We start from the raw sequence: 17,725 nt of genomic DNA, 5'->3' as shown, positions 1-17,725 counted from the left end.
AGATAGGTGAGTGATTATGTCGCGTGAAGAACTGGATAGAATTTGGGGTTTCATTAAAGATGAAGCGAAGTCTCTTGCGGACTGCGAACCACTCCTCGCCAGCTTTTTTAACGCGACATTGTTAAAACACGACAATTTAGGCAGTGCGCTCAGCTATATGCTAGCCAATAAACTGAGCTCGCCGATTATGCCAGCGCTTGAAGTGCGTGAAATTGTTGAAGAAGCTTATCGCAATGACGAAGGCATGATTTTCTCTGCAGCAATGGACTTAGCCGCGGTTCGCCTACGTGACCCCGCCGTTGATAAATATTCCACTCCATTATTGTATTTGAAAGGTTTCCACGCCTTGCAAGCCTATCGTATCGGTAATTGGCTGTGGAAAGAAGGCCGCCAAGCGCTGGCAGTTTACCTACAAAATCAAATCTCCGTTTCATTTGGGGTCGATATCCACCCAGCCGCCCGTATTGGTTGTGGCATCATGCTTGACCACGCAACAGGCATCGTGATTGGGGAAACTGCAATTGTGGAAAATGATGTATCAATCCTACAATCCGTCACACTCGGTGGTACTGGGAAAACCTGTGGTGACCGCCACCCGAAAGTGAGGGAAGGGGTGATGATTGGCGCAGGGGCAAAAATACTCGGTAATATTGAAATTGGCCGCGGCGCAAAAATTGGCGCAGGTTCAGTCGTGCTTCATCCAGTTCCACCGCATACCACAGTGGCAGGGGTTCCAGCACGCATTGTCGGTAAACCCACCAGCGATAAACCGTCCTTAGAAATGGATCAAAACTTTAATGGCAGTATTTGGGGTTTTGAAGATGGGGATGGGATTTGAGTTGTGAGGGTTCTAGTTCGATCGCTTTCATTTTTGATTTCCCTCATCTGTATATAAATTGACCGAAAATTTGCTTTAACCTCAATGAAGTTATACAATGTTTATACATTTAGAAACTAATATACTCAAAAATAAGTATGGGGTAAGAGAAATGAGCGTTGCTATAAAAAAATGGGGAAATAGCCAAGGCATTGTTATCCCATCAGCTATCTTAAAACAATTAGGTATTGAGGTTGGTCAACGTCTTGATATTTCTGTTAATAACGGTAATTTGGTTCTTTCTCCCAAAAAGAAGATAAGGATGTTTTCTGAAGCTTATTTGCTTGACAATATGAATGAATATAATAGTCATTCAGATGAACTTGCTCAAATTAATGATATGGAAATTGGTGAATGAGTAAAAGTTACATACCAAGGCGAAATGATATTATTTGGTTAGATTTTGACCCAACGAAAGGAAAAGAAATAGGAAAATATCGGCCTGCACTCGTTTTATCCAGTGTGGAATATAATAAAAAATCAGGCTTGGTAATTTGTTGTCCTATTAGCACAAGCATTAGAGGGCACATAACAGAAGTAGGGATAAATAATCTTGATACTCCGTGTGTTGCTGCGGCGAACCTTATTCAAACACTATCTTGGAAAGATAGAAGTATGAAGTTTGGGGTAGTTGCTGATGAGGGGGTTCTTGATGGTGTGCTCGCAAGGTTGATCCCATTAATTGGTGGAGAGCATTTTTTTATTGATTCAAACTAAAGGAACTCAAACTGAGCTCCTTTTATAGTCTAGTCCTTTAGCAGCGCCCCTGAATACCCCAACTGCCTCCATGCTTCAAACACAACCACTGCCACAGAGTTGGATAAATTCATACTGCGGCTATCTGCCAACATAGGAATACGAATTTTCTGCTCCATTGGCATGTTATCGAGCACATAAGGTGGTAAGCCGCGAGTTTCAGGGCCAAACATCAAATAGTCATTTTGTTGGTAGCTGACATTGCTGTGACTTGGCTTACCTTTAGTGGTTAAAGCAAACACGCGAGCCCCACTTTCAGATTGGTTATTATCCGGGTTTAGCCCTTCACTTTTTAAAAAAGCAAAATAATCATGATGGTGCTTGATATCGGCAAATTCGCTATAGTCTAAACCCGCACGGCGTAGGCGTTTATCATCCCATGTAAAGCCAAGAGGGTGAATAAGATGCAAATCAAAGCCAGTATTAGCACAAAGACGAATGATATTGCCAGTATTTGGCGGTATTTCCGGTTCGAATAAAACAATGTGTGGCATAACGTTAAGTTGATATTTTTGATAAGAAATGATGAGAAGAGTTTACGCGCAAATGGGTTTGTTTTCATGTGGAACTTTTATTTGTACCGTAAAAATTATTCGCACTCTGAAAACAAAAAACGAGCCATAAAGGCTCGCTTGTGAAATCACTTGTTAAGACTAGCTGTTATAACCATTAGGGTTCATGGACTGCCAACGCCAGCTATCATTCACCATATCTTGAATAGAATACTGCGCCTTCCAGCCTAGGTCTTTGAATGCTTTGTCTGGGCTAGACCAACATTCCGCAATATCACCGGGGCGTCTTGCTACAATCTCATATTTAATTGGTTTACCTGCCGCTTTTTCAAAAGCAGTAATAATTTCCAGTACACTTGTACCAGTTCCTGTACCAAGATTGTAAACATGTAATCCTGCTTGCTGGCTAACTTTATTCAGTGCAGCAATATGGCCATCAGCCAAATCCATCACGTGAATATAATCACGAACGCCAGTGCCATCTGGTGTTGGGTAATCATTACCAAAGACCATGACTTGTGGGCGGCGGCCTACAGCGACTTGTGAAACAAACGGTGCCAAGTTATTTGGAATACCTTGCGGGTCTTCGCCCATGGTTCCGGATGGGTGTGCACCAACAGGGTTAAAGTAACGTAGTAATGTCAGTGACCAATCATCTTCCGCAGTATATAAATCCGAAAGGATACGCTCAACCATATACTTACTGGTTCCATATGGGTTGGTGGTCCCACCGACTTTGGAATTTTCTGTTAATGGCACTTCTTCAGGATCGCCATATACGGTTGCCGATGAACTAAAAATCAGGCTTTTAACACCCGCTTTTTTCATGCTTTCCACTAATACCAGCGTGCCATTGACGTTAACATCATAGTATTCAATCGGTTTCTGTACCGATTCACCAACGGCTTTTAACCCGGCAAAGTGAATGACGGAATGAATTTGATGATTAGCAAAAATAGATTCTAAAATTTGGCCATCACGTACATCACCTTGGTAAAAGACCGGCTTAACACCTGTGATAGTTTCAATACGGTTAAGCACTTCAAGGTTAGCATTATGCAAGTTATCTAAAATAACCGGTTGCATCCCTTGCTGGATCATCTGTACACAGGTATGGCTACTAATGTAGCCAAGACCACCAGTAACGAGAACGTGTTGATTATTCATCTCAATATTCCTGAGTCTTAATATTCGTAATGGTAGTTATAATCGTCAGATCTTGCATCAATACCATTCAAGATCACACCCGTAATTTCGATATCATTTTGCTTAAAGCGTTTCAGTGATAAGTCGACATCTTTCACGGTATTTACCCCGTAGAAAGCAATCAGTAATGAAGTACCGACATATTTACCAATAATCGCTGAGTCAGTAATCGCTAAAATTGGTGCGGTATCGATCACCACAATATCGTATTGGTTTTTGACTTTATCCAGTAACTGCTTAAAGCGCTCACCCATTAATAATTCAGAGGAGTGAGTAACATTTTTACCACGGCAAATCACATCGAGGTTTTCAATTACGTTGGGATGAATAGTGGGTGATTCTAAACTTTGCTGTGATAAGTAGTCAGATAAGCCTGCTTTATTGTTTAACCCAAAGGCTTTATGTAAGCGACCTTTACGTAAGTCAGTGTCAATTAATAACACTTTCTTACCTGCGTTAGCTAGTACCACCGCCATATTGGAGGTAACAAAACTTTTCCCCACACCTGGCGACGCACTGGTCACCATCACCAGATTGTTACCTTGATTCATTACCGAGAAATAAACACTGGTACGTAATGAACGGATAGCTTCAACGGCGGTATCAGCTGGGTTTTCTATCGCTAATGGGCTTTTATTGCCTGCCTCAATCAGTTTTTTCTCATAGGCAGAGAAAGGTATGGTGGCGTAGACGTTGACACCCAATGCATCGATATCTTCCGTGCTCTTAATTTTATTATTAAAGAACTCGCGAGCAATCACATACGCACAGCCGATAATAAAGCCAAGAATAGTGGCGAGAACGACAATCAGTGATTTCTTTGGGGCCACCGCGTTTGGTTGTGACTCCGCGGAATCAATAATACGTACATCTGCTGTAATACCGGAGTTTAATACACTGAGCTCTTGCTGTTTTGCGACTAATTGAGCGTAAATCGCTTGTTCCGCTTCAACATCACGGGTTAAACGGACGATTTCTTGTTGGGTATTCGGTAATTTTTGAATGTTTTTGCTGATTTTTTCTTTTTCGCGTAACAGTTGCTGGCGCTTGTCTAATAAAGACTGGTAAGCGGGGTGGTTACGGGTATATAACTGTTGAATTTCCACTTCTTTGAAGGTCAATTCATTAAGTTTCTCTTCGACCTGCAAAGCAGTATCTAAAGCCGCTTTGGCTTCTAAAGAAAGGTCAATCGATTCATTCTTTTTACGAAATGCATTGAGCTGGTTTTCGTAGTTATCTAATTTCTTTTTAATAGTAGGTAAGTAGCCATCTAAGAACACGAGTGTATTGTTGGTGACTTCTTTTTTACGCTCGGTATTTTGGTCTACATAGTTTTGGATAACACTGTTGAGGATGTTAACATTCTCTACTTGATCCGCACCTTTAATGGCTAAACTGATAATACCAGTACCTTTACCCACTTCCGCGATGGTTAAGGTATTACGTAAATTTTCAATAGTGGAGTAACGGGCATTTTTGATTAATGAAAACTCTTCGCCAGTTTCAGCTGCGAAACTGGAAATTAATAAGTTGATTTCACCTTGTTTGAGCACTTCACCCACTTTACCTTGCAAGACTTGGCCATCCACATTGAGAGAATAATTATTATCCCCCAAATACGTCAGGGTCAATGGCTTACCAATTAAGTTTTCAGGTAATTGAAATAGGGCAATATGGATGGGAGCCACTTCACCAAGTAACTTACTAACAAAGCCTTCAGGGGCTGCTTGAGTGTCTAAGTTCAAGTCTGCAACGGTTTTACCTAACACCATGCGGGACTTGATGACTTCAATTTCAGAGTCGACTTGGTTATTGCTGTTACCAAATGGCATGACATCACTCATTTGGTCGAGTAATGAAACCTGACCTAATTTGTCATACTGTAAGGTCGCATTGGCTTGGTATATGGGGGTTGCTAATAAACTGTATGCGATGGCGATAGCCGCAAAAATAACAGTAAAAAACCCAATTTTAATGGTGTTGGATTTCAAAACTTTAAACAGAGCGAGCAGATCGATTTCATCTGAGGCAGAGGAGCTATTTTTTGTTGTGTTCATAATAGGTTAAATGTTAAGTCATCCAATAAATAAAATTAAATTTTGCCTTGCCAAGCAAGCGCGGCCTTTTCCATCAACTGGTAAACATGTTCAAACATTTCATCGCTGCGTTTGTGGGGGTCAGGGATTTCGGTTTTATTGATCCATTGCCCAAATAACATCACTTTACCGCGTGTTTCAGGAAACTGTTGGTGGATTTTAGCAATATGATCGTTTTCCATCACTAGGATTAAGTCTGCTTTATGGCATATTTCGCTGGTTAATCGACGTGATTGATGGTTTTTAAGGGAAAGCTGATGTTGCTCGGCAATCCGGATGGCACTGTCATAAGCGGGTATGTCATTTTTAGCAATAATGCCTGCAGAGTGGACAGTTTTTTCGGGAAAATAGTGCTGTAATAAACGCTCCCCCGTAGGAGAGCGGCAGATATTTCCCATACAAACAACGAGAATATTATTAAACATATCGATTACCAGTCGTGAACTCGCTTCACGCCTTCAGTTAACTGGTTATATGAAGCGATAGTTGGTAACAGTTGGGTAATCAAGCGGTTCCAACGTACCACAGGCGCAGCGGTAACATATACTAAGTCATAAGGCTGCAGTTTAAATTCAGTACCCATCACAAGTGATGTGGCATCCGATAAGTCTAGTTGATATACCGCGGCCATTTTTTTCGGTAACAATGCTTCCAGTTCTTTATCTTCTGTAGGCTGGTTTTTAATTGGGCGAATAACGAATACACCGGTTGCATTGGCAGTATTTTGGTCTATCCCACTCGCTTTGCTTAGGGCTTCAGTAATACTCATACCTGCACGGTCAATGGTTAATGTCGTTGGTTGACCCACTTCACCCATCACAAATACTTTTTGGCTATCATTACGTGGAACATACAGCACGTCACCCGGTAGCATCAGGTAGTTTTGGGTTAAATCGCCGTACTGAACTAAATCTTGTAATGATACTTTAATTTCTTTGCCATTACGGGTAAGAACCACATTATCCCAATCGGCTTTTTCGGTTAAGCCACCAGCATTATTAAAGGCTTCTAAGATAGTTAGTGGAACGTTAGTGATAGGTAATGTGCCCGGTTTGGCGACTTCACCCGACACATACATTTTTTGTGAGCGGAAGGCAGCAATACTGACATCCACTTGTGGGGATTCAATATAAGTGGCTAAGCGGTTGCTGATCAGGGTACGGATTTCAGTGACGGTTTTACCGATTACTTTGACTTTACCAATATACGGGTAGTAGATAGTGCCGTCAGAGTGAACCCAGTTACCGGAGTCTTGCGCACTACGGTATGAACCCGCAGGAATAGTCAGTTCAGGGTGGTCCCAAACCGTAATGGTTAATACATCACCGGCACCCACGCGGTATTCATAGTGAGTCAGTTGCTTTTCTAACTGTGCATTCGGTTTAGCAATGGTGGGTGCGGTATACATATCATCCAACAATTTTGGTGAAATTGGATAGATATCAACCAATTTAGTAATATCACGGTCACCCGTATCAACCACATTTTTGCCTGACGTTGACATATAGGCACCGGGGGCGACGGTACAACCCGTTAATGCGGTTAGTATAAGTACAGTAATAGAAAGACGCTTCATAAATACACTCTATCCCTATAGTAAATGGTTAAAGGCACTCGCCTATTTTATTTATTTGAATTCATTTTGAACTGTATTAGCAATACCTTTTTCCAGTGTTACAGGAGGAGTGAAAGAGGTATTTAAAATAAAGTTTGATTTAAACTGTGGTCGAGTATTCAATGAGTTGATAATGGGGTAAACTGAGCTTTTCTGTTGAGGTTTAGTATGGCTACCATTTCAGTAAAATGCCGATTCTGTGGGTTAACCGACCCTGTTAAAAAACATGGCACCGGCAATGGAGGTCATCCCCGTTATCGCTGTCAGGCCTGTTGCCGCACTTTTCAACTCGATTATACCTACAACGCTTGTCAGCCCGGCATCAAAGAGCAAGTGGTTGAGCTTGCCATGAATAATGCGGGTATTCGTGACACCGCTAGGGCATTACATATCAGTATCAATGCCGTCGTCCGCACTTTAAAAAACTCTCGCCACGGAATGTAACAACACTGCCCCTAGATAACCTACAAATTCAGCTCATTTGTGAGGTCGATGAGATGTGGTCATTTATCGGTAACAAAAAAAGTCAGCGTTGGTTGTGGTATGCATGGGAGCCTCGCTTAAAGCGGATTATCGCTCATGTATTTGGTTCCCGAAGCAAGAAAACACTGGGGAAATTGTTAAAACTGCTGTCTGGGTTCCGTATCGCTTTTTGGTGTACGGATGGTTACAGGGCGTACAAAGAGACACTCCCTAGCGAAAAACACATTTTAGGAAAGCTATATACACAGCGAATTGAGCGTGAAAATCTGACGTTGCGTAACCGATTGAAACGACTTAATCGCAAGACGTTAGGGTATTCAAAATCATCCGGCATGCATGACAAGATCATTGGGACTTTCATTGAGCGAGAGTATTACGTTTGAAATGCCATCAACCCTTTGGATACGTGACCTAAACTGTGAACAAGAGCAGAACTTTTTCACTCTAATACTACTTATAGGGAATTCTCTTCCTGTAATTTTTGATAAAAAATCAAAACAGTATCCGCCTAGCATTCCGATGGGGTAAGGTATCCTAATATTTGATTTGGGTTTACCTAATGAACTACAAATTACAGTGGTTAGTTCATTCATGGTAAAGTCAGGCTTATCAATATAATTGAAAACATGTTTTCCAGTTGTAAACGTAGTCGAAAAATAAATAAATGCGGCGATATTTTCAACATAAGCCATCGATTTTTGGTTATTCCCTGCACCGATCATTAAGAAACGACCGGAAGCAATTTGGCGGAATAAATTATAAACGTTACCACGGTTATTTTCACCAAAAACAACTGTTGGGCGTATGGTGACTAAAACATTATCCGCTGACTTGGCTTGCCATGCATCATAGACATATTCGGCTTCAAGTTTTGATTTGCCGTAGTCATTAAACGGATGGTATTCACCATCTTCGCCGGTTTCTTTTTCAACAAAGCCATAAACAGCGACAGAAGAGGTAAATACAATATGTTTAATGCCAAGTTGTTCAGCCACATCACAGACATTTTTAGCGCCATCCACATTCACTTCATAGTAAAGGCTAATTGGGTGCACGTTATCTTTATGTTGAGCAGATAAATTAATAATAACATCACTGCCTTTTAATGGCTCAATAAGTGTTTCAGGTTTGGTCACATCACCAAATTCCCATTTTTCAGGATGAGCTTCACTTTTTTGAATATCAACAATTTTAAAGTCAATATTTTGCGATTTTAATTGATTAGAGAGTCGGGTGCCGATAAAACCGGAACCACCGATAATAGTTAACATAGTTTATCTTCTTTTTTTTAAGGCATTTAAAATATAATGTGAGAAATAGTATGATGATTGTAATATAGATAATTTAACTTCATTTCTATAAATAGACCATTGCCAAGCCATAGCTTTTAATTTATTACTAGATAGTGAATTTTCAGAAATTCTATATCTTGCCAGCGGTTCTTGAATACAAAAAGCTCGTTGCGATTTCTTTAATATCTTTAGCCACATAATATAGTCTTCATGGCCTGTTTTTTTTTGTAAGAAAACACCTAGCTTATTGCTATTGTATACCCCTGTCAGATTTCCAATGAAATTAGACTTTAATAGATCTGTGTAATTGATGATTTTTGGTGATTTTCTTATTTTATATGTAGTAAAAGATGAGAAAGGGATGTAATTAGAACAAACAACATCCCACCCACTGTTTAATATCTTATATTGTAGTGCCAACTTATTAGGTAGCCATAAGTCATCACTATCTAAAAATGAAATGTATTTACCTTTAGCAATTTTTAATCCTCTATTTCGGCTTTCTGCTACGCCTAAATTTATTTTATTCTCAATATAGACTATTCTTTTGTCATCTATGGATAATACTATTTCTTTTGTTTTATCAGAAGAGGCATCATTTATTATATAAATTATGAAGTTCTCAAAGCTTTGTTCTAATATAGAAAGAATACTTTCTTTTATCGTTTTTTCTGCATTGTATGCAGGCATAATTATAGAGAATATTTCACTATTCAATTTCAATTGTGTTTGTCTCTTTTTATAGGATTATAGAATATTTTCATAAGTGATTATTTTAGGTTAGCCACTTAAAAATTATATTGATTCAATTACATCTAACCATTTTTTAATTATTTTTTTTGAACTATAATTTGATGCGTTTTTAATTGCATTAATATGCATTTCATATAGCAATGAATCATTGCTAGTAAGTTTTTTAAGTTTACTTAAAAAACCATCATCATCACTATAGTTTATAACATAGCCATTTTTATCTTCATGTATTATTTCTTTCGGCCCAGTTTTGCAGTCAAAAGAAATTGTTGGTATGCCGAAATGTTGTGCCTCGATCAAAACCATAGGTAAACCTTCATAGCGAGAAGTCATAAGCATTAGCTTTGCATTGTTGTAATAATGGTCAATATCCTTTGTTGGGGGGGATATTATTATGTTATCATTATCATCTATATAAGGAGATAAGTTGAAGCATTCGCTACCTATAATAATTAACTTCCAATTCTTTATTTTTGCTCTTTTCCAAATAGATATTAATCTTTCAAAATTTTTTTGATATCCAAATCTTCCTACTGCAATAGCAATGTTTTCTCTATCTATAAAAGGTGTTATTTTTATGTCAGATTTATAGTATGGGTTTATATTACTTATCGCTGAAAATTTATGATTATCTTTTGCTATTATATATTTATCATGCTCTGTTAGAACAATAACTTTGTTGGCTATATAATAAGAAATTCTTTTGATTATTTTTTTTATTTCACTAAAAGATTCAAATGATGAATGCTCAGATAAAATCATTTTTGATGATGGGAAACATAGAGAAAGTAAGGCTGTTTCTGCAGATAACCTTCCCATAGAAATAGTAATAACTGGTGATTTGCTCTTTTTTGCTTTAAAAAGTATAGAGGTAATCGCTATATATCTATTTTTATGGGAGAAATTTAATATGGTTACTGATGGTGATATACTAAAATTTAGTTTATTTCCTTGAGATTTTAAAGTACATAAAAATACATTATAGCCACTATCAGTTAATTCATTACACAATATAGATGTAACTCGTTCTGTTCCACCAAAATTTGTTATATCTTCAATAACAAGGTAAATTTTTTTCATATATCCTACTATAAATATTTCGTTACTTATTTTTATATTTAAATATTAATCTTTCAATTAAATATTGGGAATTATAATATGACGAAGAACATGCAAATAATAAATAAATTATTTTAAGTGGATAAGATTTAGTTTTATGAGCTAAATTTAGATTTTTAGTTGACAACTTATGGAAAAAATTTGTTATTTTATAAAAAGATATGTATTTTTTGAGTTCATCTTCAGAAAAGCTATCGGTTAAAGATTTATTTCTACGTCTTTCTTTAGCTAATTTTACTACGTAATTATGAGTTTTTCGTTGTAGTAAGCTTGCTGTAGTTGATGTATTACCCTCTCGGTGTCTTATATACATTAAGGGTAATGGATGATTATCACATTTATAGCCATGGTCTATTGCTCGTAATATAAAGTCATAATCTTCAGCATATGGAATTTCTCGGTAATTATTGAGCTTTATGTATATATCTTTCTTACATAGCCAAATATGCGAAATAGGTGATATTAATAATTTTGTTTTGTTTATTAAACTCTCTCCTATAGGGCGCTGAGCTGAAGATAACTCATTTTCACTCTCATCAATTGTTATCATCTGGCAACCAATTAAATCAAGATTATCTTCAATCAATTTGGCCATTTGCTTTTCTAGTCTATCAGGGGTTGCAATATCATCTGCATCAAATCGAGCAATATAATCACCAGTGCTAATATCTAGTCCATGGTTTAATGTTTTGCAAATCTTGGAGTTTTCTTTATTTCTAGCGTATTTAATTCTATTATCTAATGTAGACATTCTTTTTATAATATTAAATGTACTATCAGTAGAGCAATCATCAATGATGATTAATTCAAAGTTTTCATATGTTTGGTTTATAATGCTTTTTATGGATTTTTCGATCCATTTTTCAACATTATAAGCAGGCATGATAATAGAGACTAGTGGATTAATTATGTTCATATTAAGAGTCAATCCTATTAAATTTAAAACTAATTTCCTCAGATAAAATAATGGTTGCTAAAATAAATATGTATGGAGAATAAGCACCAAATAAAGATACTCCACCAATAAGAGTTGGTAACCATATAAATAAAGTAAAGCTATTTGATTTTATGATTGTATATGTGACAAATAGCAAAAATAAAAATGAGCCTAAAATTCCAAATTCTAAGAAGAAAGTAACGAAAATGTTATGTGCAAAAAAACCTAAATACAGTTCTGTGTTTCCTAGACCTATTCCAAAGAGTTTATTATTTAATGAAAGTTCTGGAAATAAATCATATGCTAATTTGAATATATAAAACTTAGAGTTAAAACTACCATCTATACTTTGAAAATTCATATCAAGAAATAAATATTGATAAGTCATATAGCAGAAAAATACTACTGTGGCGAATAGTGTGATATAAGCTCGAATTTTAAAATATTTAATGCTATAAAATGTAATGTAAACAATAAATGTAGTAAGAATAGCTCCTCTTGAAAAGGTTAAAAATAATAGTACAGTTAAAGCTATTAGTTGATGCGTTAATTTTAAACCAAGCCTCAATTTTAGATATAATGAAAATGAAATTAATGATGCTATAATTAAACCGGAGAAATTTGAATCAAAGTAAAAATAGCTACTTTTAAGTGCATATATAAAACCCCTACTTGGATTATATAGAGTCAAGCGAGTTAATAATTCAATAAATAAAAAAATAATAGCTAAATTTATTGATTTTTTATAAGTGATTTTTCGCTCTTCTCTCTTAGTATTCGGAAGAAATTTTGGTATAAATATAGATATTAGCCAAGAAAAATAAAAAAGTAGAGGAGATAAAATGTTTTTTGAGTCGAGGTTATGGTTATTTTCAGAATATAGTCCAATGAATTGAAATGTTAAAAATAGAGTTGAAAAAAGGATGTAAACGCTTGTTATTCTATTCATTTTTAACGATTTTAATAGACTTATAATCCCTATAATTGTTAGGAGAAAACCTAGAATATAGATAAGGTTAACTGGAATGAAATTAAAGCTGATAAATGCACAGCACAGCACTAAAAAAAGGTAATTATTACTAAAATTATTTCTGGTCATTGGTTAAAGTAACTCGCAGTATTTAGTATTTAGTATTTAGTATTTAGTATTTAGTATTTAGTATTTAGTATTTAGTATTTAGTATTTAGTATTTAGTATTTAGTATTTAGTATTTAGTATTTAGTATTTAGTATTTAGTATTTAGTATTTAGTATTTAGTATTTTGGAGTGAAGCAATGTATTTTCTCGAAAATTTTATTTTGTTTTTTACTCATTACTGCATCGCTATTTACTTTTTCAACCTTAATATCATCGGATAAGTATAAAATATTAAATAATCCTGTTGATGAATATGATATAACATGCTTAATATTTTTATTTAAAATACATAATTCTTCGAGTATTCCGTCAAACTTAAGAGTATTATATTCTGCACTTTCCTTGACTGAAGATGGATGCATTTTAATAAAGAAGTTTAGTCCTAATGACTTCGAGTAATTATATATTGATCTAATTAATAAGCTATACTCATTTTCACTCAAAAAGCCAAGTTCAACTAGAGGTTGATCTAAAAACACAAGAGAAGGAGTTTCAATATGACTGTTCCCATTTAATTTTAGTACTGTGTTTTTAAAATTATCAATAAAATTTTTATTCGGTGATAAGTCACTATATCTAAGTAATGTATATTCTTCGAATTTAATAGTTTTAAATAATATTTTTTTTAGTAAATACTTTATTTTTATGGTGGACAATGACCATTGTGATATAAATGATCGCCGCTCTCTCTTCAAGCTAGAGATCAGAGAAGAGTAATCACCATAGTAGCCAAGTCCATCAGAAATTACAATTAAATTAGATTTTTTAAATCGGTACTTTAGCTGAATTAAGGGTTGATTGACTGATATAAAATCAAAATTAAATTGATTAATTTCATGATTTAAATAATTAATTATACTATTTAAATTTGTGATGTTTTCAATTATTTCCCCGCCAATTTTGATGAAATAATCTAAATATCTTTTGTAAATTTGATTGTGTCCCCAGTAGTCATATTTAAAAATAATAAATTTACTATATTTTGCTTTATTTTCTTCATAATAGCTAATAAATGATAGTAATTGATAAGGAGATGTTATGTTAATGCCAACTAATGCTCTCATTTCTATTTAATTACCTTGATTGATGAAAAATACGTAAGGGTGTTAACCAAGGCATATCAACTGCTTTCATCGATATGAGCCAGGTACAGATAAATTGACAGAATTTTGAGATTGTAAAAGCATAAGCTGCACCGATCAATCCAAATAAAGGAATAAATACAACCAATAGTATAACGTTTATCATACCTGTTATAATTGTAGTTAATGCTAATTTGCCAGTTTTCTTACTATAGAAAATATAATTTGTCACCATTAAATACATTCCACCAAAAATTTGCCCTAAACATAGCCAACCTATTAATTCTCTACCATGAGAATATTTGTCACCAGCTATGAAAATAAATAGTGTAGGTCCGATTAAGAAAGCTAATAATGCAATAATTGTTAGTGTAAAAAAATATAAATAAGTATATTTGACTATTTTTAGTTTCTCTGAATATATATTTTCTTTCAACTTGCTAAATAGCCATGGAACAAAAGCTTTGTTGATAGCATCAAATATAATAGCAAGTGCTGAGCTCAATTGAATTGCTACCATATAAATACCTGCTTCAGCTAAGCCTATCTCTTTATTGATAAAAAAACGATCTACAGAACTAAGTAAAAAAAATCCTATATGATGAGGTATTAAGGGGATACCAAATAATAAAATTTCTTTTATTTGGGCTGGCTTCCAAGTAAATATTTTTAATAGTTTATCTTTATAGAGAAGGAAAAGAGAAGTGATTGCTATGAACAATGCAGTGATTAGTTGTGCATCAATCCTGCCTGAAGCTCCTAGTTTCATTCCAATAACTAGGAGTAAAGATAACAGCATGTTAATAAGACTGTTGCTAACTTGAAGTATTCCAAAAAGTGTTGCTTGGTTCCTTATTTGCCACTGCCCCAGACGAAGTGTTATAACAAATGTTAATGTACTTATCAATATTGCAATTATAATCCAATTTAAAGGAATAGATAAAAATTCGCTAATTATCTCACCAATAAAAAGCATCGGGAAAATAGTGAGTAGAGTAGTGATTATAAGGATCTGAATGCAGCTACCATTAAAACTTTTTAATATTTGGTCGTCAGTATCATTGTCATAAAATTTTCTATTGGCTGCCCCAACTGAATTTAGACCAATAAATGTAGTTAATGCAGACAAAAGGACTTGAAACATGGCTATTTGGCCATATTCAGAAGGTGTTAGATATCTTGTTAATATTGGTAGTAATATAAAAGGTATTGCTGCATTTAATATATTGGAAACAAGATATATTGATGTGTTTTTTGCTAAACTCATTTTATTGGTTGAACTTTATATTTAGAATAAATCGATTGGCTAAATTTAAAAAGTTGAAATTTTTCTATTCTAAAAATACCCTCATATTATGTAATGAGGGTATTTTTGTTTTATAAATATTAAATGATTTAACAATAATTAACTTATAACCCTTTCAATATAGAATGCTTCTGCATAATGTAAGCCATGAGTTGCTCCTCTTAATAATGCCAAAGCTTCGACAGATTCAAAACTACGGCTATGAGGAGCTGAGCGCATTTCCTCTTGATAACATTCTAGTGATAATTTTTTTCTTTGCCATTGCTCAGATATATCTACAATCTTTTGCGGTAAAAATGCGCTCATGGATTTACTATTCCATTCCGTTGAGGATAAAACCTCAAAACAGTAAATTTCTTTTACTGGGCACCATGCTTGGGGACGACAAGCAGTTAAGACTGCTTTATTTGTTACTTGGTGATCAATGTTTAAATCCCCAGAAAAATGAGTATAAACAATTGTTGGTGAAATTTTGGCTATTATCGACTCAATTTTTTGCGCGATATCTAATAAAGGGATTGAATCCATTTTGTTATCAGGAAAATCAAATCGAAAAACATCCTTTACACCAAGCACTTCAAGTGCTTTTTCTGAAGCGAGGAAACGGTTGTCTATATCATTAGTGCTAGTTGATATTCTTGATGCAACGCCATTTGTCATGAAAATAACGTATACATTATCACCATTATCAACGTGTTTAGCGATAGTACCACCACAACCAAGGGCTTCATCATCGGAATGAGCTGCAACTACTAAAACAGTTTTAGTCATGTTTTATTATATCCCATGAGGTTGCCGTACCAAATTCGACATCAATTTTAACTTGTTTTCCGATGAGTTCTTCAAAGTATTTAGGTGGCAGGCCAAAGCCAGGTCTGACTCTTCGGATATCAGATTCAGTAATGGTATCACCAGCTTTAAGTGGATTGACAAAATATATTGAACGGCGATATTTTGTATTGGCAACTTCAGCTGGTTTACATTCATAGCTTGCTTTCCCAATTGCTTCCCAGGCAGATTTTGTGTCCTCACAGAGTGTTTTTAATTCATGAGGTTCTAAAGAGAACGCGGAATCGGGGCCTTTATCTTCTCGGCTAAGTGTTACATGTTTTTCAATCAAACTAGCACCTAATACAACGGAGGCAACGGATACAGCTGTGCCTAAAGTATGATCGGAAAGACCGACGATACAATTAAATTTACTTTGTATGTCTGGAATTGTTGCAAGGTTTGCTTGATCTACAGGAGCAGGGTACCCACTAATGCAATGTAGTACTACGAGTTCATTACAACCATTTTCACGAGCGGTTTTTACAGCCTCTGAGATTTCTTCATAATTTGCCATTCCGGTTGACATAATCATTGGTTTACCTGTTTGGGCAACACGCTTGATTAGTGGTAAATCCGTAAGTTCAAATGACGCGATCTTATAAGCGGGAGCATTAAGTTCTTCAAGAAGGTCAACTGCACTTTCGTCAAACGGCGTTGAGAATACCGTGATTCCTATTTCTCGTGCTTTTGCAAACATTGCCTTGTGCCAGTCGTAAGGAGTATGAGCCCATTTATATAAATCATATAGATTGTAACCATCCCACAGCCCTCCCTCGATTTGAAAATCAGGGTTATTACAATTCAGCGTCATTGTGTCAGGTGTGTAGGTTTGCAATTTAATTGCATCGGCTCCTGCGTTCTTAGCCATTACTATAGTTTCAAGCGCTCTATCAATAGAACCATTGTGGTTTGCTGAAAGCTCTGCAATGATATACGGCTTGTGATTTGGGCCAATTGCACGGCCATCGATATAAATTTCTTTCATATTATTTGCTCTGTTCATTAGCAATGAATTTTACTTGTGCTATTAATTGCCCATGCTCATTTAATTTTGCATGTTCAAATTCTAATTTGAAATCACCGTACATTAAAAATGCTTTTGGGTAAGTTTCAGCATCAAGCATACGGATATGATCATATACTTTAGTTAATTCTCCACTGGACGGAAGTTCGCTTTGAGCTGGTGTTCTTCTTTTGAATAGAACAATATCTCCGATTTGTTCTTGAGGAGTTAGTTCAGCTATTGCGATATCTTTAATTAAGTCAAATGCTAATGGTAATGCACGATTAAAAATTTCTTGTGCACTGCCATCAAGTGAAAGAGGGATTTTTTTATAAACAGGGCCGGCATCAAGTTCATTTACCATTCGTAATGCACTTAACTTAGTTTCTTTATGTCCGCGAATAATTAGATTCTGTAACGGGCTTCCACCTCGACCATAAGGAACATCTGCCATATGAAAGCAAACACATTCCCACCGTTCTAAGATTGTACTAGGAACTATCCAGCTCCAATGTGGAAAGAAAATGTAACGAGGATTTATTTTCTCTAAATATTCGACAGAAAGTTCTTGAACATCCGTAACTAAGTGCCAAACACCAGGAAGGGTTTCTTTTACTTTATTGAAATAATCTATATTCCAAGATTTTATCGTCGCAATTACATAATTATTTTGGTTCATACTCAGTATATCTCGGGTTTATATAGTTTATGCTGATATA

19 protein-coding genes are annotated in these 17,725 nt (G+C 35.5%); 4 read left to right on the top strand and 15 right to left on the bottom strand.

What is annotated here, in order from left to right; all coding sequences use genetic code 11:
* The first annotated feature begins 16 nt into the window (after positions 1 to 16).
* The 3 genes from cysE (at position 17) to CYG50_RS18945 (ending at position 1,594) form a co-directional block, all read left to right on the top strand.
* Positions 17 to 838 carry a serine O-acetyltransferase gene (gene cysE, locus CYG50_RS18955; RefSeq protein ID WP_004906950.1) on the top strand — a complete coding sequence of 274 codons (822 nt, stop codon included), beginning with the start codon at positions 17 to 19 and terminating at the stop codon, positions 836 to 838.
* 97 nt (positions 839 to 935) lie between these two features.
* Complete coding sequence (locus CYG50_RS18950) at positions 936 to 1,235, top strand: AbrB/MazE/SpoVT family DNA-binding domain-containing protein (protein ID WP_047756787.1); 300 nt, start codon at positions 936 to 938, stop codon at positions 1,233 to 1,235.
* Positions 1,232 to 1,594 carry a type II toxin-antitoxin system PemK/MazF family toxin gene (locus CYG50_RS18945; protein WP_096863621.1) on the top strand — a complete coding sequence of 121 codons (363 nt, stop codon included), beginning with the start codon at positions 1,232 to 1,234 and terminating at the stop codon, positions 1,592 to 1,594. Before CYG50_RS18950 ends, CYG50_RS18945 begins: the two co-directional genes overlap by 4 nt.
* Before the next feature lie 29 nt (positions 1,595 to 1,623).
* Here CYG50_RS18945 and trmL read toward each other — a convergent pair whose 3' ends face one another.
* From trmL to CYG50_RS18920, 5 genes are all read right to left on the bottom strand, one after another.
* Positions 1,624 to 2,127 carry a tRNA (uridine(34)/cytosine(34)/5-carboxymethylaminomethyluridine(34)-2'-O)-methyltransferase TrmL gene (gene trmL, locus CYG50_RS18940; protein WP_102140711.1) on the bottom strand — a complete coding sequence of 168 codons (504 nt, stop codon included), beginning with the start codon at positions 2,125 to 2,127 and terminating at the stop codon, positions 1,624 to 1,626.
* A 159-nt stretch (positions 2,128 to 2,286) separates the two neighbouring features.
* Positions 2,287 to 3,312 carry a UDP-glucose 4-epimerase GalE gene (gene galE, locus CYG50_RS18935; protein ID WP_102140712.1) on the bottom strand — a complete coding sequence of 342 codons (1,026 nt, stop codon included), beginning with the start codon at positions 3,310 to 3,312 and terminating at the stop codon, positions 2,287 to 2,289.
* 17 nt (positions 3,313 to 3,329) lie between these two features.
* The gene (locus CYG50_RS18930; RefSeq protein WP_102140713.1) at positions 3,330 to 5,408 is read right to left on the bottom strand and encodes a polysaccharide biosynthesis tyrosine autokinase; all 2,079 of its coding nucleotides are present in this window, start codon (positions 5,406 to 5,408) and stop codon (positions 3,330 to 3,332) included.
* 35 nt (positions 5,409 to 5,443) lie between these two features.
* Entirely contained in the window at positions 5,444 to 5,872 is a 429-nt protein-coding gene (locus tag CYG50_RS18925) for an arsenate reductase/protein-tyrosine-phosphatase family protein (RefSeq protein WP_102140714.1), read from the bottom strand.
* Between the two features lie 5 nt (positions 5,873 to 5,877).
* Complete coding sequence (locus CYG50_RS18920) at positions 5,878 to 7,023, bottom strand: polysaccharide export protein (RefSeq protein WP_102140715.1); 1,146 nt, start codon at positions 7,021 to 7,023, stop codon at positions 5,878 to 5,880.
* A gap of 207 nt (positions 7,024 to 7,230) precedes the next feature.
* On the opposite strand from CYG50_RS18920, the gene CYG50_RS18910 reads away from it, so the two are divergent.
* Positions 7,231 to 7,928, top strand: a protein-coding gene (locus CYG50_RS18910; protein WP_102140845.1) for an IS1 family transposase whose coding sequence is annotated in 2 segments (ribosomal slippage) — positions 7,231 to 7,480 and positions 7,480 to 7,928 — 699 coding nt in all. Because the reading frame shifts where the segments join, the coding sequence is not laid out codon by codon here.
* Here CYG50_RS18910 and CYG50_RS18905 read toward each other — a convergent pair.
* From CYG50_RS18905 to CYG50_RS18860, 10 genes are all read right to left on the bottom strand, one after another.
* Positions 7,869 to 8,816 (bottom strand): NAD-dependent epimerase/dehydratase family protein, encoded by a 948-nt coding sequence (locus CYG50_RS18905; protein ID WP_116068809.1) that lies wholly within the window; start codon positions 8,814 to 8,816, stop codon positions 7,869 to 7,871. The two genes, CYG50_RS18910 and CYG50_RS18905, sit on opposite strands and share 60 nt — an antisense overlap.
* Before the next feature lie 3 nt (positions 8,817 to 8,819).
* Positions 8,820 to 9,554, bottom strand: coding sequence for a glycosyltransferase family 2 protein (locus CYG50_RS18900; RefSeq protein ID WP_375373127.1), 735 nt, complete (start codon positions 9,552 to 9,554; stop codon positions 8,820 to 8,822).
* A 78-nt stretch (positions 9,555 to 9,632) separates the two neighbouring features.
* On the bottom strand, positions 9,633 to 10,670 hold the full coding sequence (locus CYG50_RS18895; protein WP_102140469.1) for a glycosyltransferase: 1,038 nt from the start codon (positions 10,668 to 10,670) through the stop codon (positions 9,633 to 9,635).
* A gap of 22 nt (positions 10,671 to 10,692) precedes the next feature.
* Positions 10,693 to 11,625 (bottom strand): glycosyltransferase family 2 protein, encoded by a 933-nt coding sequence (locus CYG50_RS18890; protein ID WP_102140470.1) that lies wholly within the window; start codon positions 11,623 to 11,625, stop codon positions 10,693 to 10,695.
* 1 nt (position 11,626) lies between these two features.
* Positions 11,627 to 12,595, bottom strand: coding sequence for an O-antigen ligase family protein (locus tag CYG50_RS18885; RefSeq protein ID WP_102140471.1), 969 nt, complete (start codon positions 12,593 to 12,595; stop codon positions 11,627 to 11,629).
* Between the two features lie 305 nt (positions 12,596 to 12,900).
* Entirely contained in the window at positions 12,901 to 13,848 is a 948-nt protein-coding gene (locus CYG50_RS18880; RefSeq protein WP_102140472.1) for a polysialyltransferase family glycosyltransferase, read from the bottom strand.
* Between the two features lie 10 nt (positions 13,849 to 13,858).
* The gene (locus CYG50_RS18875; RefSeq protein ID WP_102140473.1) at positions 13,859 to 15,133 is read right to left on the bottom strand and encodes a lipopolysaccharide biosynthesis protein; all 1,275 of its coding nucleotides are present in this window, start codon (positions 15,131 to 15,133) and stop codon (positions 13,859 to 13,861) included.
* Between the two features lie 138 nt (positions 15,134 to 15,271).
* Entirely contained in the window at positions 15,272 to 15,943 is a 672-nt protein-coding gene (locus tag CYG50_RS18870; protein ID WP_102140474.1) for a PIG-L deacetylase family protein, read from the bottom strand.
* Positions 15,936 to 16,988: a pseudaminic acid synthase gene (pseI, locus tag CYG50_RS18865; RefSeq protein ID WP_102140475.1), complete on the bottom strand. Its 1,053-nt coding sequence runs from the start codon at positions 16,986 to 16,988 to the stop codon at positions 15,936 to 15,938. Before pseI ends, CYG50_RS18870 begins: the two co-directional genes overlap by 8 nt.
* 1 nt (position 16,989) lies before the next feature.
* Positions 16,990 to 17,685 carry a formyl transferase gene (locus CYG50_RS18860; protein ID WP_102140476.1) on the bottom strand — a complete coding sequence of 232 codons (696 nt, stop codon included), beginning with the start codon at positions 17,683 to 17,685 and terminating at the stop codon, positions 16,990 to 16,992.
* Positions 17,686 to 17,725 lie beyond the last annotated feature (40 nt).

Source organism: Providencia huaxiensis (assembly GCF_002843235.3).
GTDB classification, from domain to species: domain Bacteria; phylum Pseudomonadota; class Gammaproteobacteria; order Enterobacterales; family Enterobacteriaceae; genus Providencia; species Providencia huaxiensis.
Note: the sequence above shows the minus strand (reverse complement) of the source record. Positions and strands in the feature narration are given on the sequence as shown.

Coding starts and splice junctions, on each gene's coding strand:
- CYG50_RS18930 (WP_102140713.1), bottom strand. CDS start 5,408: ATGAACACAACAAAAAATAGCTCCTCTGCCTCAGATGAAATCGATCTG.
- CYG50_RS18860 (WP_102140476.1), bottom strand. CDS start 17,685: ATGAACCAAAATAATTATGTAATTGCGACGATAAAATCTTGGAATATA.
- CYG50_RS18945 (WP_096863621.1), top strand. CDS start 1,232: ATGAGTAAAAGTTACATACCAAGGCGAAATGATATTATTTGGTTAGAT.
- galE (WP_102140712.1), bottom strand. CDS start 3,312: ATGAATAATCAACACGTTCTCGTTACTGGTGGTCTTGGCTACATTAGT.
- cysE (WP_004906950.1), top strand. CDS start 17: ATGTCGCGTGAAGAACTGGATAGAATTTGGGGTTTCATTAAAGATGAA.
- pseI (WP_102140475.1), bottom strand. CDS start 16,988: ATGAAAGAAATTTATATCGATGGCCGTGCAATTGGCCCAAATCACAAG.
- CYG50_RS18870 (WP_102140474.1), bottom strand. CDS start 15,943: ATGACTAAAACTGTTTTAGTAGTTGCAGCTCATTCCGATGATGAAGCC.
- trmL (WP_102140711.1), bottom strand. CDS start 2,127: ATGCCACACATTGTTTTATTCGAACCGGAAATACCGCCAAATACTGGC.
- CYG50_RS18890 (WP_102140470.1), bottom strand. CDS start 11,625: ATGAACATAATTAATCCACTAGTCTCTATTATCATGCCTGCTTATAAT.
- CYG50_RS18885 (WP_102140471.1), bottom strand. CDS start 12,595: ATGAATAGAATAACAAGCGTTTACATCCTTTTTTCAACTCTATTTTTA.
- CYG50_RS18925 (WP_102140714.1), bottom strand. CDS start 5,872: ATGTTTAATAATATTCTCGTTGTTTGTATGGGAAATATCTGCCGCTCT.
- CYG50_RS18920 (WP_102140715.1), bottom strand. CDS start 7,023: ATGAAGCGTCTTTCTATTACTGTACTTATACTAACCGCATTAACGGGT.
- CYG50_RS18880 (WP_102140472.1), bottom strand. CDS start 13,848: ATGAGAGCATTAGTTGGCATTAACATAACATCTCCTTATCAATTACTA.
- CYG50_RS18875 (WP_102140473.1), bottom strand. CDS start 15,133: ATGAGTTTAGCAAAAAACACATCAATATATCTTGTTTCCAATATATTA.
- CYG50_RS18950 (WP_047756787.1), top strand. CDS start 936: ATGTTTATACATTTAGAAACTAATATACTCAAAAATAAGTATGGGGTA.
- CYG50_RS18895 (WP_102140469.1), bottom strand. CDS start 10,670: ATGAAAAAAATTTACCTTGTTATTGAAGATATAACAAATTTTGGTGGA.
- CYG50_RS18905 (WP_116068809.1), bottom strand. CDS start 8,816: ATGTTAACTATTATCGGTGGTTCCGGTTTTATCGGCACCCGACTCTCT.